This window comes from Gordonia neofelifaecis NRRL B-59395 (assembly GCF_000192435.1).
GTDB lineage: Bacteria > Actinomycetota > Actinomycetes > Mycobacteriales > Mycobacteriaceae > Gordonia > Gordonia neofelifaecis.
On the sequence record NZ_AEUD01000001.1, the window covers coordinates 197,137 to 211,451 of the forward strand.

14 protein-coding genes are annotated in these 14,315 nt (G+C 68.3%); 6 read left to right on the forward strand and 8 right to left on the reverse strand.

Annotation, left to right across the window (positions count from 1 at the left end):
* Window positions 1–20: 20 nt before the first annotated feature.
* Window positions 21–857, forward strand: a complete 837-nt coding sequence (locus SCNU_RS01045) for an ABC transporter ATP-binding protein (RefSeq protein ID WP_009677487.1) — start codon at window positions 21–23, stop codon at window positions 855–857.
* Window positions 858–948: 91 nt separating this feature from the next.
* Window positions 949–1,776 carry an NUDIX hydrolase gene (locus SCNU_RS01050; RefSeq protein ID WP_009677488.1) on the forward strand — a complete coding sequence of 276 codons (828 nt, stop codon included), beginning with the start codon at window positions 949–951 and terminating at the stop codon, window positions 1,774–1,776.
* 24 nt (window positions 1,777–1,800) lie between these two features.
* Here SCNU_RS01050 and ligD read toward each other — a convergent pair whose 3' ends face one another.
* A complete protein-coding gene (gene ligD, locus SCNU_RS01055) occupies window positions 1,801–2,772 on the reverse strand; it encodes a non-homologous end-joining DNA ligase (RefSeq protein ID WP_009677489.1) in 972 nt (323 codons plus the stop codon).
* A 92-nt stretch (window positions 2,773–2,864) separates the two neighbouring features.
* Here ligD and SCNU_RS01060 point away from each other — a divergent pair, with 92 nt between their 5' ends.
* A complete protein-coding gene (locus SCNU_RS01060) occupies window positions 2,865–3,653 on the forward strand; it encodes an enoyl-CoA hydratase/isomerase family protein (RefSeq protein ID WP_040517304.1) in 789 nt (262 codons plus the stop codon).
* An 11-nt stretch (window positions 3,654–3,664) separates the two neighbouring features.
* On the forward strand, window positions 3,665–4,672 hold the full coding sequence (locus tag SCNU_RS01065) for a class I SAM-dependent methyltransferase (RefSeq protein WP_009677491.1): 1,008 nt from the start codon (window positions 3,665–3,667) through the stop codon (window positions 4,670–4,672).
* A 94-nt stretch (window positions 4,673–4,766) separates the two neighbouring features.
* On the opposite strand, the gene ctaD is transcribed toward SCNU_RS01065, so the two are convergent.
* Window positions 4,767–6,479: an aa3-type cytochrome oxidase subunit I gene (gene ctaD / locus SCNU_RS01070; RefSeq protein ID WP_009677492.1), complete on the reverse strand. Its 1,713-nt coding sequence runs from the start codon at window positions 6,477–6,479 to the stop codon at window positions 4,767–4,769.
* Window positions 6,480–6,625: 146 nt separating this feature from the next.
* Between ctaD and SCNU_RS01075 the strand changes: the two genes are divergently transcribed.
* Window positions 6,626–7,843, forward strand: coding sequence for a THUMP-like domain-containing protein (locus SCNU_RS01075; RefSeq protein WP_009677493.1), 1,218 nt, complete (start codon window positions 6,626–6,628; stop codon window positions 7,841–7,843).
* A gap of 118 nt (window positions 7,844–7,961) precedes the next feature.
* Here the strand turns inward: SCNU_RS01075 and SCNU_RS01080 are convergent, their stop codons facing one another.
* Entirely contained in the window at window positions 7,962–9,275 is a 1,314-nt protein-coding gene (locus SCNU_RS01080) for an outer membrane protein assembly factor BamB family protein (RefSeq protein WP_009677494.1), read from the reverse strand.
* 124 nt (window positions 9,276–9,399) lie between these two features.
* Between SCNU_RS01080 and SCNU_RS01085 the strand changes: the two genes are divergently transcribed.
* Window positions 9,400–10,155 carry an acyltransferase gene (locus SCNU_RS01085; RefSeq protein WP_009677495.1) on the forward strand — a complete coding sequence of 252 codons (756 nt, stop codon included), beginning with the start codon at window positions 9,400–9,402 and terminating at the stop codon, window positions 10,153–10,155.
* A gap of 1 nt (window position 10,156) precedes the next feature.
* Here SCNU_RS01085 and SCNU_RS01090 read toward each other — a convergent pair whose 3' ends face one another.
* From SCNU_RS01090 to SCNU_RS01110, 5 genes are read right to left on the reverse strand one after another with little or no spacing between them, the layout of a single operon-like run.
* Complete coding sequence (locus SCNU_RS01090) at window positions 10,157–11,728, reverse strand: S24/S26 family peptidase (RefSeq protein WP_009677496.1); 1,572 nt, start codon at window positions 11,726–11,728, stop codon at window positions 10,157–10,159.
* Between the two features lie 4 nt (window positions 11,729–11,732).
* The gene (locus tag SCNU_RS01095; RefSeq protein WP_009677497.1) at window positions 11,733–12,326 is read right to left on the reverse strand and encodes a hypothetical protein; all 594 of its coding nucleotides are present in this window, start codon (window positions 12,324–12,326) and stop codon (window positions 11,733–11,735) included.
* The gene (locus SCNU_RS01100; protein WP_009677498.1) at window positions 12,323–12,991 is read right to left on the reverse strand and encodes a signal peptidase I; all 669 of its coding nucleotides are present in this window, start codon (window positions 12,989–12,991) and stop codon (window positions 12,323–12,325) included. Before SCNU_RS01100 ends, SCNU_RS01095 begins: the two co-directional genes overlap by 4 nt.
* Window positions 12,988–13,575, reverse strand: coding sequence for a hypothetical protein (locus SCNU_RS01105; RefSeq protein ID WP_009677499.1), 588 nt, complete (start codon window positions 13,573–13,575; stop codon window positions 12,988–12,990). Before SCNU_RS01105 ends, SCNU_RS01100 begins: the two co-directional genes overlap by 4 nt.
* Before the next feature lie 25 nt (window positions 13,576–13,600).
* Window positions 13,601–14,122 (reverse strand): alternate-type signal peptide domain-containing protein, encoded by a 522-nt coding sequence (locus SCNU_RS01110; RefSeq protein ID WP_009677500.1) that lies wholly within the window; start codon window positions 14,120–14,122, stop codon window positions 13,601–13,603.
* Window positions 14,123–14,315: the final 193 nt, after the last annotated feature.

The following is a 14,315-nucleotide window of genomic DNA, read 5'->3' on the forward strand; positions in this document are numbered from 1 at the left end:
GCATCCGGCAACATGGAGGCGTGACCGAACTCATCGCTGATCCCGACCTCCTCATCGACTTCCGTGACGTCTCGCTCGTCCGGGACGGAAAGACGCTCGTCGGCCCGGTGAACTGGCAGGTGGAGCTCGACGAGCGATGGGTGATCATCGGGCCCAACGGTGCGGGTAAGACGTCGTTGCTGCGGATGGCCGCGGCGATGGACTTCCCGACCCGCGGTGACGCCTTCGTCGTCGGCGAACGGCTGGGCCGGGTAGACGTCCGCGAACTGTCGACGCGGATCGGCATGGTGAGTTCGGCGATGGCCGCACGCGTGCCAGGAGATGAGCTGGTGTCGGATCTGGTGATCTCGGCGGGTTACTCGGTCCTCGGGCGCTGGCGCGAGGAGTACGACGACATGGACCGCGCCCAGGCCTCCGACATTCTGGAGTCGATGGGTGCCGAGCACCTCGCCGGCCGGCGGTTCGGCACGCTGTCGGAGGGGGAGCGCAAGCGGGTCCTGATCGCCCGCGGCCTGATGACCGATCCGGAACTGCTGCTGCTCGACGAACCGGCGGCCGGACTGGATCTCGGCGGGCGCGAGGAACTCGTCGATCGCCTCAGTGCGCTCGCGGCGGACCCGGACTCGCCGGCGCTGGTGCTGATCACGCACCACGTCGAGGAGATCCCGCCGGGCTTCACGAACATCATGATGCTGTCGGAGGGCGGCGTCACCGCCCAGGGCCCGCTCGACGAGGCGCTGACCGCGGAGAACCTCACGACGACCTTCCGGCAGAACATCGCGCTCACCCACGACGACGGTCGTTACTTCGCCCGTCGGGCGCGCCGTGCGGGCGGGCATCGTCGCGGCGAAGGATGACCGTGCACGTCCGCACTGACGGCGTCCGGGTTAAGGTCGATGCAGACCGAGCGCTTGCTCGGTAGCGATCGGTCGTGACGAAGGAGTTCGCATGTTCGCTGAAAAGGGTTCGGCACCGGCACCGGTGAGGGACGCGTCCACCGTGGTGCTCGTCCGGGACTCGGCCGACGGCATCGAAGTCTTCCTCCAGCGACGCGTGAAGCAGATGGCGTTCGCCGGCGGGATGACGGTGTTCCCGGGCGGCGGTGTCGACCATCGCGACCGCGACGCCGAGATCGCCTGGGTCGGCCCCGAGGTCCAGTGGTGGGCCGACCGCTTCGCCACCGACACCGAGAGCGCGCGGGCACTCGTCAGCGCCGCGGTCCGGGAGACCTTCGAGGAGTGCGGGGTGCTGCTCGCCGGATCGGCTGACGCGGTGTATCCGGACCCGGCGTCGTTGGCCGGTGAGCGTGAGCGATTGGTGAACAAGGAGATCTCCTTCGCCCAGTTCCTGTCCGAGCACGACCTCGCGCTCCGCGCGGATCTCCTTGCGCCGCTGTCGCATTGGATCACTCCGAAGAATGAGGTCCGTCGCTACGACACCCGGTTCTTCCTCGCTGAGCTGCCCGACGGTCAGGCCGCGGATGGCGAGACGAGCGAGGCTGCCGACACCAAGTGGCAGACCGCCGCTGCGGCGCTCGCCGACTGGAACGAGGGCAAGCACTTCCTGCTTCCGCCCACCTGGTCGCAACTGCGGGTGATCGCCGCGAACTCGACGGTGGCGGAGCTGATGTCCGCCGATCATCGGATCGAGCCGATCGAACCGTCGATCGCCGATGCGTCGGGGCTCGCCGGACTCCGTTTCGCCGACTCCGACGAGTACCTGTCCTCGCTCGGTGACGGCCGGATGGATCAGCTCCGGAACACGAACAAGGCCTGAGTTCGGGGCCTCGGCGGCGACCGTTCACTCGGTGCCGTCGGCGCCCGCCCCGCCGCCGTCGGCCTCGTCACGGTCCGCCCATTCGAGCAGCGTGTCGATCCGGTACGCGCGGTCGTCGATGGTGGCGTGGAGGTCGCCGATCTCGGCGTAGCGGGCGGGCATGGTCGCGACGGTGAAGTCGTCGGGCTCGGCGTCGTCGAGCTCGCTCCAGCGGATCGGTGCGGAGACCGTCGCGCGGGCATTGGCGCGGATCGAGTAGGCGGCTGCCATGGTGTGGTCGCGGGTGTTCTGATTGAAGTCGATGAACACCGAGTCCGGGTCGCGGTCCTTGCGCCACCAGGTGACGGTCGCGTCGTCGGGCAGTCGTCGGACCACTTCGGCGCCGAACGCGTGAGCCGCGCGCCGGACGTCGCTGAACTCCCATTCCGGTTCGATGCGGACGTAGACGTGCAGACCGTGTCCGCCCGAGGTCTTCGGGTAGCCGACGATGTCGAGCTCGTCGAGGATCTCGTGGACGGTGTGCGCGACGCGGCGGACCCGCGCGAAGTCGGCGCCCGGCATCGGGTCGATGTCGATCCGCCACTCGTCCGGCTGTTCGACGTGCGACCGTCTGGAGTTCCACGGATGGAATTCGACGGTGGCCATCTGGACCGCCCAGAGCACGGCCGCCGGTTCGGTGACGCACAGCTCCGACACGATGCGCGAGTAGCGGGGGAAGAAGATGTCGACGGTCTGGATCCAGTCGGGGGCGCCGGCGGGTAGCTTCTTCTGGTGCACCTTCTTCTCGGAGGTGCCGCGCGGGAAGCGATGGAGCATGCACGGGCGCTCGAGGAGTGCGCGGGTGATGCCATCCGACACGGACAGGTAGTAGTGGGCGAGGTCGAGCTTGGTGAGCCCGGCGTCGGCGAAGTAGACCCGGTCCGGACTGCTGATCCGCACGTCTCGCACGACACCGCCTGGGCCGGGAACCTGCAGCACGACTGCTTCGTCACCCATGTCGCAACACTAATCCCTCACTGCAGTGTTCTGCTGTCACATGCTTGCCGCCCGGTTGGGTCGTACACCTGACTTACCGGTAGCCTGCCCTCATGGCTGAGTTTGTGACGCTGGAGACGTCGGAGGAACACCCCGGCGTCGGCACGATACTGCTGAACCGTCCGCCGATGAACGCGCTGAACCGTCAGGTGCAGACTGAACTCGCCGCCGCCGCCGAAGAGGCGAGCGTGCGCGACGACATCAAGGCCGTCGTCATCTACGGCGGACCCAAGGTGCTGGCCGCAGGCGCGGACATCAAAGAGATGATCGACATGTCGTTCGCGGAGATGCAGAAGATCGCGGGGCGGCTGCAGCGAGCCCTGGGCGCGATCGCCGAGATCCCCAAGCCGACCGTCGCCGCGATCACCGGCTACGCGCTCGGCGGCGGATTGGAGGTCGCGCTCGGCGCCGATCGTCGCATCGTCGGCGACAACGCGAAGCTGGGCGTTCCCGAGGTCCTCCTCGGCGTGATCCCCGGTGGCGGCGGCACCCAGCGACTCGCCCGGCTGATCGGGCCGTCTCGCGCCAAGGACATGGTCTTCACCGGCCGCTTCGTTGGAGCCGACGAGGCTCTGCGCATCGGCCTGGTGGACCAGGTGGTCGCGCCGGACGATGTCTACGACGAAGCACTGAAATGGGCCGGCCAGTTCGCCGGTGCCGCGTCGGTCGCGCTCGCCGCGGCCAAGACGGCCATCGACTCCGGTCTCGACGTGGATCTGACCACCGGACTGAAGATCGAGGAGCAGGCGTTCGCGGCTCTGTTCGCGACGCAAGACCGCACCATCGGCATGGAGTCGTTCGTGGCCAACGGCCCGGGCAAAGCCGAATTCACCGGAAAGTAGGGCACCCGACAATGACCGCCATCGACGATCAGAACACCGCCGATCCGGCCGCCTCGGGCGACCAGGTCGACCCGGCGCCGAACCCGCACGCGACTGCCGAGCAGGTGGAGGCGGCGCTGAAGGATACGAAGCTCGCTCAGGTGCTCTACCACGACTGGGAAGCCGAGACCTACGACGAGAAGTGGTCGATCTCGTTCGACCAACGCCTCATCGACTTCGCCCGCGGGCGCTTCGATCGGATCGTCCCCGACGCGCCGGTGCCCTACGGTCGCGCGATGGAGCTGGGCTGCGGCACCGGCTTCTTCCTCCTCAACCTGATGCAGTCGGGTGTCGCCGAGAAGGGCTCGGTCACCGATCTGTCGCCCGGCATGGTGAAGGTCGCCCTGCGCAACGCCGAGAACCTCGGTCTGGACGTCGACGGCCGCGTCGCCGACGCCGAGTCCATCCCGTACGAGGACGACACGTTCGATCTCGTCGTCGGGCACGCGGTGCTGCATCACATCCCCGACGTCGAGAAGTCGCTGCGCGAGGTCCTGCGCGTGCTCAAGCCGGGCGGGCGCTTCGTGTTCGCGGGTGAGCCGTCGACCATCGGCGACTTCTACGCCCGCTGGATGAGCCGCGCCACCTGGTGGGCCACCACCAACGTCACCAAGTTCGGCCCGCTCAAGCAGTGGCGTCGTCCGCAGGCCGAGCTCGACGAGAGCTCGCGCGCCGCGGCGCTCGAGGCCGTCGTCGACATCCACACCTTCTCGCCGGAGGACCTGGAGCGACTCGCCACCAGCGCCGGCGCGGTGCAGGTCGAGTCGGCCGCGGAGGAACTCGCCGCGGCGATGCTCGGCTGGCCGGTTCGCACCTTCGAGGCCGCGGTGCCGTCGGAGAAGCTGGGCTGGGGCTGGGCGGGCTTCGCTTTCGGCGGTTGGAAGCGGATGACCTGGATCGACGAGAACATCCTGCGCAAGGTGGTCCCGCCGAAGTTCTTCTACAACGTCCTCATCACCGGTGTGAAGCCGGAGAAGTAACCGCGACTCTGCGCACAGGATTCACCGCTCAGCCCCGCCGCCCCTTCTGAGGGCGGAGCTGAGCGGTGAATCTTATGCGCGGTGGGCCCTCGACTCAGGCGTCGACGAGTTCCCGGTGACCCGCGTGACGTTCCGCCGCCATCCGCTTCGTCATGTGCGGGTAGTGGAGTTCGAACGCCGGGCGCTCGGACCGGATTCGCGGCAGCTCGGTGAAGTTGTGCCGCGGCGGGGGACACGAGGTCGCCCACTCGAGGGAGTTGCCGAACCCCCACGGATCGTCGACGGTGACGACGTCGCCGTAGCGGTAGCTCTTGAACACATTCCAGATGAACACGAGTGTCGACAGACCGAGGACCAGCGAACCGACGGTCGAGACCATGTTGAGCACGGTGAATCCGTCGGACGCGAGGTAGTCGGCGTAGCGGCGCGGCATGCCCTCGTTGCCGAGCCAGTGCTGGACCAGGAAAGTCATCTGGAAGCCGATGAACGTGAGCCAGAAGTGCCACTTCGCGAGGCGTTCGTCCATCAGCCGTCCGGTCATCTTCGGGAACCAGAAGTAGATGCCCGCGAATCCCGCGAACACGACCGCGCCGAACAACGTGTAGTGGAAGTGTGCGACGACGAAGTAGGTGTCGGAGATGTGGAAGTCGAGCGGCGGGCTGGCGAGCAGGACGCCGGTCAGTCCGCCGAACAGGAAGGTCACCAGGAAGCCGACGGTGAACAGCATCGGGGACTCGAACGTGACGCGGCCCTTCCACATGGTGCCGATCCAGTTGAACATCTTGACGCCGGTCGGGACGGCGATCAGGAACGTCATGAAGGCGAAGAACGGCAGCAGCACGGAACCGGTGACGTACATGTGATGTGCCCAGACGGCGATGGAGAGCGCCGCGATGGCCAGGGTCGCGAACACCATGCCCGAGTAGCCGAAGATCGGTTTCCGGGAGAAGACGGGGATGATCTCCGAGACGACGCCGAAGAACGGCAGGGCGAGGACGTACACCTCCGGGTGGCCGAAGAACCAGAACAGGTGCTGCCACAGGATCGCTCCGCCGTTGGCGGGGTCGAGCAGGTGGGCCCCGAACTGGCGGTCCACTTCCAGCGCCACCACCGCGGCGGTCAGGAGCGGGAAGATCAGCAGTACGAGCACGCTGGTGACGAAGATGTTCCACGTGAAGACCGGCATCCGGAACATGGTCATGCCCGGAGCGCGCAGACACACGATCGTCGTGATGAAGTTGACCGCGGCCAGGATGGTGCCGACACCGCCGACGGCGACGCCGACCAGCCACAGGTCGCCGCCGACGCCCGGGGAGTGGGTCGCGTCGGAGAGCGGCACGTAGGCGGTCCAGCCGAAGTCGGCGGCACCGCCCGGGGTGAGCAGACCGGCCGCGACGACGAGGCCGCCGCCGAGGAACAGCCAGAATCCGAGCGCGTTGAGGCGAGGGAACGCGACGTCCGGTGCACCGACCTGGATGGGCAGCAGGAAGTTGGCCAGGCCCCAGGCCAGCGGCGTGGCGTAGAGCAGCAGCATGATGCTGCCGTGAATGGTGAACAACTGGTTGAACTGCTCGTTGGACACGAACTGCAGGCCCGGCAGAGCCAACTCGGCGCGCATCAGCAGGGCGAGCAGCCCACCGATCACGAAGAAGCCGCCTGCGGCGACCAGGTACATGATGCCGATCTGCTTGTGGTCGGTGGTCGTCAGTACCCGCTGCAGCAGCGATCCCCTCTTCCGCTGGTGCGGCGACGGGTACGGGCGGACGGCGGTCAGGTCGACGTCCGGGCGGGCGTCCTGTGCGGTCATGCGTGGGCTCTATCTCTCGAACGAGTGTGGTGCCCTTCAGGATTCGCTGTTTCGCGGCCCGCCGATATCGCCCAACGTTGTCGGCCGGACAGTCCAACGGCCCGGTGTGCTCGGGACCGTGGGACCGCACCGACTAGGGTTGCGCTGTGGGTTACGAGTTCAGCATCGACGACGTCGAGTTCCTTCGTTCCCGGTACGGCGAGAAGGCCCTGCAGAACACCGCGTCGCTGACGCTGACACCGGACGCGTTGCTGAGCGAGATGCCGGATCTGCGATCGCGCTACGGCGAGCACGCGCCGGCGCTGGTCGAGACCGTCCGCACCCGCCGGAAGGCGTCGTCGAAGCTGTTGCACGCCGACCGGATTCTCGCGAGTGACACCGCGCTGCAGCAGGCCACGGCCGCGCCGGTGGCCGCACATCGGGCGGCCGACATCGCCGCGCGTCATCCCGGGGCGGTCGTGCACGATGTCACCTGCTCGATCGGGTCCGAGCTGATGGCGCTGACCACCACTGACGGCATCTCCGGCGCGATCGGCAGCGATCTCGATCCGGTGCGACTGGCGATGGCCGACCATAATCTCTCGCTCGACGGCGAGCGTCGGAGGCCGTGGCTGCTGGCTCGCGCCGATGCGTTGGCTCCGGTGTCAGAAGCCGACGTGGTGATCGCCGATCCGGCACGACGGAACGCCCGCGGCCGGACGTTCAAGCTCGACGAGCTCGATCCTCCGCTGCTGGAACTTCTTTCGGTGTACGCGGGGCGCCAACTGGTCGTGAAATGCGCACCCGGACTCGATTACCGGCTGCTGTGCGACCGCTTCGGATTCGACGGTCAGGTGCAGGTGGTCTCACTCGACGGTGGAGTGCGCGAGGCGTGCCTGTGGAGTGAGTCGCCGCGCCCGGCCCGGCGTGCGACCGTGTTGCGCACCGGCACCGACGCCTACGAGGTGACAAGCGACGATCCCGACGAGCTCGACCCCGCCGGAGTCGGGGAGTGGATCGTCGATCCGGACGGCGCGGTGGTGCGAGCGGGGCTGGTCCGCCATTACGCGAACCGGCATGGTCTGCGCCAACTCGATCCGCAGATCGCCTACCTGACGGGAGATCACGTGCCCCCGGGCGAGCGGGGGTTCCGGGTGATCGATCAGCTCGGCGTCAGCGAGAAGGTGCTGCGCGGAGCGCTCGCCGCGCACGACTGCGGCAGTCTCGAGATCCTTGTCCGCGGGCTGGACATCGATCCAGACAAGCTGCGGAAGCGGCTGAAGCTCAAGGGATCTCGCCCCCTGGCCGTGGTCCTGACCCGAATCGGCCGGACCGGCACCGCCTTCCTCTGCGAGCCGGGGGTCCGGGCTGCCGTCGCCGGTTGAGGGAGCGTTATCGCTGGTGCCTTCATCGTTGGTTGAGCGAGCCCTATTCCGCTCGCTCAACCAGCGGCGGAGAAGACCTTCCTCAAACCAACGAGGGGCCCTCGACCAACAGCCCCCGCTACGACTTCGGGTTGTAGTAGTACACCGCGCCGATGTTGGTCGCGACGGCGAGGCGGCCGGTGGGGGAGACAGCGATGCCCGTGGCGAAGCCCTTGGCCTCCGGCATCGGGAGCGTTCGCTTGGTCGCACCGGAACGGGTGTCGAGCTCCATCAGTTCGAGCTGCTGGTCGGCGCCGGTCCGCACGACCGTCCACAGCGTGCCCGCCGCGGTGAGCGTCGAGAGCCCCGTCGTCTGCAGATCGGTGCGGCGCACCACCTCTTCGGCCTTGTCGCCGGTATCGCGCACGACGACCAGCGGGGCGCCGATGGTGCCCGCGGGGACGATGACGCCGTCGGGCGAGACCGACATGGTGCCGAAGCCGTAGCCGCCGGTGTCGAAGCTCCACTTGATCGCGCCGGACGCGGCGTCGAGCGCGTACAGCCTGCCGTCGCGGCCGAAGGCGTACACCGTGGCGCCGTCGGCGGAGACGGTCGGCGGTCCGACCACCCCGCCGGGCAGGTCGGTGGCCCAGAGGTCGACGATCGTCTCCCCGGCACCGCGCTGCCCGTATCCGAGCGCCTTGAGCTGCGACTGCTTGGCGCCTTGCGGGAAGAAGTTGACGAAGAACCGCTGGTGAGACCAGTCCACGGCAGGCGGGGCCGAGATCGCACAACCTGCGGCGCCGGTCACGCAGTCGCCGAGCCCGGTCAGCGGGTCGGCTGCGGGATTCGACCACAGTCTCCGCTCGGGCATCGCATCGTCGCCGTTCTGCGAGTTCAGCATCAGCACCTGCCCGAGCGAGGTGGTGACCAGGACTCGGCCGGGGCCGGCGAACTTCGCCGACGTCGGCGCACCCGAGACGTCCTTCCGCCAGCGGATGGCGCCGCCGCCGGTGAAGGCGAGGAACCGGCCCGGCTCGCCGATGTAGGGCTGGGAGAACTGGTCGATCAGCGCCGAGTTACCCCAGAACCCGTCGGCCATCCGCTTGCAGAAGTTCTTGCGGCCCGCTCGATAGTCGAGGGCCATCATGTTGCAGCCGTTCGGCGTCCGTGCGGACACCATCACGTCGCCGCCGCCGTTCATCGTCACCGGGCTGGTCACCGGGCCGCCGGTCGGGCGCGTCCACGACAGCTCGAGGTCCGCGGGCGGCCGGGCATAGGTGTAGTTGCTGTTGGCGCTGTTGCCGCCGTACGACGACCAGCCCGCCGCGGGCACGGAGCGGACGTCGAGGTGACCGTCGGAGCACGACGTGATGATCAGCGCGGTCAGCGCCCCGAGGACAGCGGTGCGAAGAATCGCGCGCGGGCGTCGGCGTGCGGCCTGGGTCATCATGCTCCGATCTGGTCGAGACGCGCGGTTGCCGCCGCGTCCGCGCACGACTCTATCGTGTCCGGTCACCAGGCGAATCGCCTGCTGCGGGGCGGCCGCCGGAGCCTGTCGTTTAGGGTTTGTCTTCATGACCACGATGTGGAACGCGTCTTACCGCTCTCGGTGGCGCGCCGGGCGCCGTCGCGACCCCCAGCAGGTTCGCTTCCTGACGATGGACTCACTCCGATGGGTGAAGCGCAATCGTGCCTGGACCCCGTGGTACCTGGTCCGTTACTACCGTCTCGCGCGTTTCCGGATGGCGAATCCGCACATCGTGCTTCGCGGCATGGTGTTCCTCGGCCGGAACGTGGAGATTCACGCGACGCCCGAGTTGGCTCGCATGGAGATCGGCCGCTGGGTGCACATCGGCGACGGCAACTCCATCCGCTGTCACGAGGGCAGCATGCGCATCGGCGACAAGGCGGTCTTCGGCGCCAACAATGTCGTCAACTCCTATCTGGACATGGAGATCGGCGGATCGACGCTGGTCGCCGACTGGTGCTACATCTGCGACTTCGACCATGTGACCGACAGCCTGGACCTGCCGATCAAGGATCAGGGCATCGTCAAGGGACCGGTCCGCATCGGCCCGGACACTTGGATCGCGGCGAAGGTGACGGTGCTGCGCAATACGACGGTCGGACGGGGCTGCGTCCTCGGCGCCCACGCCGTGGTGCGCGGTGTGATCGACGACTACGCGATCGCGGTCGGCGCCCCGGCCCGTGTGGTCAAGAATCGCAAGGAGGCGTGGGACGCCGGTGCCGAGCAGCGCGCCGAGTACGAACGCGCCCTCGCTGACATCGAGCGGAAGAAGGCGGCGGCGAAGGGCGACCCCGCAGGTTAGGTCAGCCTGCCGGTGCCTCCGGCACCGGTTCCGTGGACGTCGTCGTGCCCTGCTGAGTCGCGGGGGATTGGGCCGCCGGGGACTGAGCCGCGGCGGTGGTCGGCGGTGGCGTCCGCTGTTCGAGCCAGTCGGAGCCGGACCGGCTCACCGTCACGACGGTCCCGTCGGGTTCGGTGATCTCCAACTGCTCACTGCCCGGCAGCCACCGGACCGTACTCGACGACGGGAAGCTGCCCCGGTAGACGACCTCGGTCGATGTCGCGTCTCGGATCGTCACCGCACCGCCGTCGTCATAGAACGCGTATCGCCCCGAGGAGGTCGGCGTTCCGCCGGCCGGGAGCTCGGGCGTCGGGGACGGTGCGACCTCGGAGGTCGTCGTCGGAGCGGCCGGGGCGCTGGGAGACGAGGCCGGCGGACTCGACGCTGCGTCAGACGTCGACGAGGCAGACGTCGATGAGGCGGACGTTGACGGCGGCGCTGATGAGGCCGCCGATGACGTCGTGGTCGGGGCGAGGCGCGCCGACGCGGTCCCGGTCGGCGAGACACACCTGATACCGGCGGGCACTTCGAAGACCGGCGTCGTCGCCCGCAGCGACTGCGTCGCGGTGCCGCTGGAGCGGAAGTTGCCGATCAGATTCGTCAGCACCACCGGGTAGCTTCCGCCGCCGAGGATCCAGGTCAGCAGACTGCCGAGGATTCCCTGCTCGAACTTGTACACGGCCGGATTGGCCAGACTCGATGCCGGGAGCAGGATCGGCGCCTGAGTCTGTCCGGGGAAGCTCAACTCGTAGGTGTAGTTCGCCTGACTGGGTGGGTTCGGCCACCGCAATTCGACGGTGGAATAGGGGAGGAGCAGGTACGTCGTCGTGGTGTTGTAGCAGCTCAACGACGTCGGATTGGCGGGACGGCCGGTCGCCAGGGCACCGGTGGCGGTGGCATTCGCGGTGGCGGCGCGGGCCTCACCGGGATCGACGACGCCGGTGGCGACGACGGCCACGGTGACCGCGGCGGCGGTGGTGCCGACCATCCGGCGCGCGGCCCGCGACCGGCGCCAGCCCTGCTCGGGTGCGAAGGCGACGAGCAGCAGCGCACTGACGCCGAGGGCCTGAATCGCGAGCGTGTACGGATTGCCGAGCCACGAGGCGACATAGCCCAGCACCGGGACGGTGAAGTACACCCGGCGGGCGTCGGCGACGATGTACCGGTCCGGATCGGGGGCGGGATTGGCGTCGCCGCGCATGGTCAGCATCGCCGACGTCGATGAGGTCGCATCGACCGAGACCACCCGGTGGGTGACGCGGGTGCCGTCGGCGCGAACGACGGTCGCCACATCGCCGGACCGGAGCTGCGTCGCCGGTACGGTTCGGGAGAAGCCGAGCGCGCCGACGGGGATGGCCGGTGACATGGATCCGGTCTCGAAGATCATCGGCCGGACGCCGAACAGCACGGCGGCCACCGTCGCCAGGATGCACGCGACACCGGCCGCGGCGGCGACGGTGAGCGCTCGATCCGCCGCGGGTCGTCGCGGGCGGATCGGCATGAAGGGATCGGTGGGGGTCTCGTCGCAGGTCACGTGGCTATCCCGTCGCGTCGAAGGTGAAGGTGACGGTGCCCGCGGACGCCAGACCGGCGAAGCTCGCCGGCGTGTCCATTCGCAGGGTGAGCTGCATGCAGAGCCGCTCGGTGGTGCCGATCGCGAGCGGCCGGGCTACGACGCCGGAGAACCCCGCTTTCGCGGTGGTCACATTCTGTGCCGACACCAGGGTGGCGATACCCGCCGGGCAGGTGGTTCCGGTGGAGGTGCCGGTCACCGAGGTGCCTGCGGCGACCACCGTCGACTTGAGCGTGGTCCACTGTCCGACACTCGTCGCGGTGTTCGACGACCCGACCGAGGGAAGGTAGGTGAACGCGAGTGTGCCGGTGTTCTTGACGTCGACCATCGTCGCGGTGGTGTAGCCCGGCAGCAGCGTGTCGGGGAAGGAGACGGTCGCGGCCGCCGAGCCGTTGGCCCGGATCTCGATCGTCGCGGTGGTGAACTGGCCCGACAGCGTGTGGGAGGTGGTGGACCACAGCGCCGAGGTGCCGATGGCACCGGTGCCCAGCAGTATCCCGCACGCCAGCAGTGCGCGGACGCGCTTCGACGTCGTCGTGGCGGGCAGTCTGAACCTCACGAGTCGGACTCCTTCGCCGGAAGTGCGAAGGCGGCGGTCGGAGTCTCGTCCGCGGGACCGGCGAGTTCCTCGTCACGCGCCCGCCGGCGTCGGTCGTCCCGCCAATCGGTGTAGAACTGCCAGCCGCCGTACACGAAGAGGAGTCCGGCGAGGACGAACACGGTGACGGTGCGCCGGGCACCGGTGAACCAGGTGTTGACGTATCCCACGTAGGGGATCGAGTACCACAGCACGCCGCGGACCTGGACCGGGCGGACGGGCGGGTCCTCGGCGTCGTTGGCGTCGCCTTTCGTGACCAGCCTCGGCTGCCCGCTCGGTGTCTCGGTGATCCGGACGACGCGATGGGTGATGACGCCCGGCCGGCCCGACTGCAACTGGTAGGTGATGACGTCGCCGATACGGATCGATCCGAACGGCGCCGGACGCACCACGATCAGCATGCCCTCCGGATAGTCGGGCCGCATCGATCCGGTGAGGATGGAGTACGGCCGTCCGCCGCCGACCTTCGGCACCACGATTGTGGCGAACAGCACCGCGAATGCGGCGAACAGCAGCAGCCAACTGACGGCCTGCCACACCAGGTGCAGCCTGCGCTGGGCCGGTGTGCGTTCCGGCCGCTCGGAATCGGCGCCCTGCGACGGCGCCGCGCCGTCGATCGCCGTCACGGGTTCTGCCCCGGACGGAGCTGGCCGACCGCGAAGTCGAAGTTGATCTGATACGCGGCGGGCTGTGTTCCGCTCACCGCCTTCAGCATCGCCCGAACGCACCAGGTGGTGCTCGCGCCGATCTCCAGGACCTTCCAGTCCGACGACGACGGCGACCCCGGCGCGATGGCTGTGTGCGGCCCGGTGGTGTCGGTGGCGGGGAACGCGCCGCTGAGATCTCCGCTGCCGCCCGCGCACCCGCCCACCGAGCCCGAGAGCCGGACGGTGACCGCCGAGCCGGTCGTGCTGATCATCGGGCCACCCGCCGAGAGCAGGTAGCGGATCCGCGTCGAACCGGTGTTGGTGATGGTGAGCGGCGCCTCCGTGACGTTGCCGACCGCGATGTTGGCGCCCTGCAGCGCCGGGAACGTGTACGACGACCCGCCGCTTCCATGAGCGTCGAGACCGATGGTTCCGGTCTCGACGGTGCCGGGATTCCAGGTCTCGGCGTCGGCCCAGAACGCCCCGGTGGAGTACACGGATCCGAGGATCAGCGACACCACCAGGACGCCGAGGGCTCCGATGAGCAGTCTGCGTCGCGTCACGGTGCGTTCGAGAATCGTCTGGGGGCTACGGTCGCACCTGGTTCAGTGCGATCTTCATGTTGCTGACCCCGACCTGCGTGTTGGTGTCGACAGTGTTCGGCGTGCTCGCCTTGAACTCGACCGTCGCCGTCACCGGGATCTGCTGCCCGTTGGTGACCGAGATCGGCGTCGTGGTGGTGTCGGTGCCGTTCGCCGTGGTCGTCACGACGAAGTTGCTCGACGGCACGTTTCCGGTGCCCAGGTTCACGCCCAGGGTCGCTTTCATGTTCTTGCCGGTCGCGGTGACGGTGCAGTCGCCCGCGTACTTCCAGACGTCGCCGGGCACCATCAGATCGGTGGCCGGGTCGACTGCGTTGCCGCCGATCATCGTCGACGAGATGTCGGTCCAGGCGCCGCCGGTGCCGCAGTCGAGGCCGAAGTCACCGGTCGTGATGTTGCCGCCCGCGATGTCCTCGGAGTCGCTCCACAGCGCGTAGGAGCCGAATCCGCCGAGGAGGAGGATGGCTCCCGCTCCGACGGCCAGGGCGCCCTTCGTCTTGCGATTCATCTGTCCACCTCCGGGTCGCGGTGGACTGAGGGCTGCCACCGAGCTTCAAATCTGTGACGGTTGTCACTGGTGAGAGGTTCGGTGAAGTGAGACGGGTTGTTACTGGTTTCGGGAGATTCGACTGTCGTACGTTCAGGTCATTTGTCTCGATCGAATGCCGGAATCGTGCCGATCGGCCGACGGCATGGCCCGG